The sequence below is a fragment of the Okeania hirsuta genome (assembly GCF_003838195.1).
GTDB lineage: Bacteria > Cyanobacteriota > Cyanobacteriia > Cyanobacteriales > Microcoleaceae > Okeania > Okeania hirsuta.
In genome coordinates this window covers 1-1,699 of the sequence record NZ_RCBY01000554.1, presented here as the reverse complement: position 1 = coordinate 1,699, position 1,699 = coordinate 1, and the positions used below count along the sequence as shown (strand labels likewise).

Genomic DNA, 1,699 nt, shown 5'->3' with positions numbered 1-1,699 from the left:
CAAATAAATCTCGGTATTCTGGGGCGAAAGCTGAGAAGCTGTTGTATAATCATTAAGGGCATCTTTCATCTTGCCGATCTTCTCGTAGACTTTTGCTCTAGCGTGATAATATCGACTTTCTCTGGGAGAAGTTTCAATCGCATGATTATAGGCTTCCACTGCATCGCTCAACCTTCCTCTTTGTTCCAGCTGAAGGCCGTCTGAAAAGAAGGTTTCCGAAGAACTCAGATTAAGCTCTTCTCTTTCTCATAAAGGTCTTCAATTTCACTTTCTTCCTGCATGACCGTGGGCTCGATGAAGCCGCCAGAACGATCGGTTTCAGTTACCAATTGGATTTCTTCATCCGGAAAGCTATCAGAATTTTCTTCTTCCGTAGTTTCCCAAACGTCTTCGGTTTTTTGCATGAGTTTCAGGGTCCACGTAGAAGGTATCATCTACTTCTTCCTTCCATGAGGAGGTTTGCGGTTGTGTGAGCTTTGATATGGCGAGGGTTCAAACGAATTGCTTCAGAAAAATCTGCAATGGCTTGTTCTTCTTGTTTTAGGTGTTGGTATAGCAATCCGCGGTTGTGATAGGCGTTGGCATTATCGGGACTTAGGAAAATCACCTGATTGTAGGCTTGCAACACCTGGTCGTATTGCTCCAGGCCCTGGTAGCACTTTGCCTTTAAATGGTAGAGATGGCACTTTCATGGAATCGTCCAGCTGCATTTGCTCGAAGAATTGTAATAACTGATGTAATCTCATTTCGCAGGTTAACAATTCCCAGCAACCAGTTCACGACATCATCAATGTCTCCGGGCAATGAATCCTTCCTGCAAATCATAATTATCTCCCAGGGCCGAGCTTTCCCAGGTTTTTTACCTGGCTCCCAGAAAGTTATTGTTATTGCTGCGAAGCGAGATTAGTGGTGTGTGAAGGTTCACACTATCGCTCTTGATTCAGGATAGTTTCCCCAAACGACAAGATCTGCATTGTACACCTGGGCCGATCCTTCTTGCCTCTTCGCTATTTTTCGGACAGGCCCCCGTCGCCCATAAATTTCACCTTGATGCCCAAATCTTCTTCCTTCCTGAAAAAGATTCATGCGATCTCTGACAGCAATTTCATCAAAGGCATCTTCTGCAATGCAATTAGGATATTCTTTGAACGGTAACAACAAAATATTGTAGGAATCGCCACTCCAAAAGCCGATAGGTAGCTATTTTGATCTTTGGACCAGCTGTCGTCAAAATCAATGCCGGTAAAAATAAATACAGCAGCCAGAATCATTCCCACTATAGCCAGTCCGATACCCGTGTAAATCCAAAGGTTTTGAATTAATAATGGGTGGGAGACTAATGGTTTTTCTTTTGGACGCGCCGTAAGGAAGGTTGGCTTATCGGAGACCGTTTGGAGCGAAGTCGGTTGATATCTACTGTGTGCTTTAGGCCTTTCTTCCGTCTTTTCTTCAACTATCGGCGGGGGATTAAATAGATTTTCTTCTACCACCTTTTGGGGTTCTTCCGGTTTCTGAGGTTTCCGGTTTAGTGGAACGATATTGGGATTCGTACTTTGGCGTTGCCGTGCCTCTTCCCTTGGGGGATACTATTTGCTCGGCATGTCCGACTATTACCCGAAAGTCTTTGAGGATAAAGTTTGGAGCACTGCAGATGTGAGAAAGGAAGCCATTGCGGACCTGGAAGCCGGGGATAAAAGCT

General features: G+C 44.7%; 3 protein-coding genes and 1 pseudogene. All 4 read right to left on the bottom strand.

Annotated elements, in window-relative coordinates; genetic code table 11:
• On the bottom strand, positions 1-171 hold a 171-nt coding region (locus D5R40_RS43310), incomplete at its 3' end, for a tetratricopeptide repeat protein (RefSeq protein WP_375339450.1).
• Between the two features lie 53 nt (positions 172-224).
• A complete protein-coding gene (locus D5R40_RS32785; RefSeq protein ID WP_124155873.1) occupies positions 225-404 on the bottom strand; it encodes a hypothetical protein in 180 nt (59 codons plus the stop codon).
• 26 nt (positions 405-430) lie between these two features.
• Positions 431-667 (bottom strand): annotated as a pseudogene (locus D5R40_RS34235) (tetratricopeptide repeat protein); the annotation flags it as partial.
• A 415-nt stretch (positions 668-1,082) separates the two neighbouring features.
• A complete protein-coding gene (locus D5R40_RS32775; RefSeq protein WP_124155872.1) occupies positions 1,083-1,490 on the bottom strand; it encodes a hypothetical protein in 408 nt (135 codons plus the stop codon).
• Positions 1,491-1,699 lie beyond the last annotated feature (209 nt).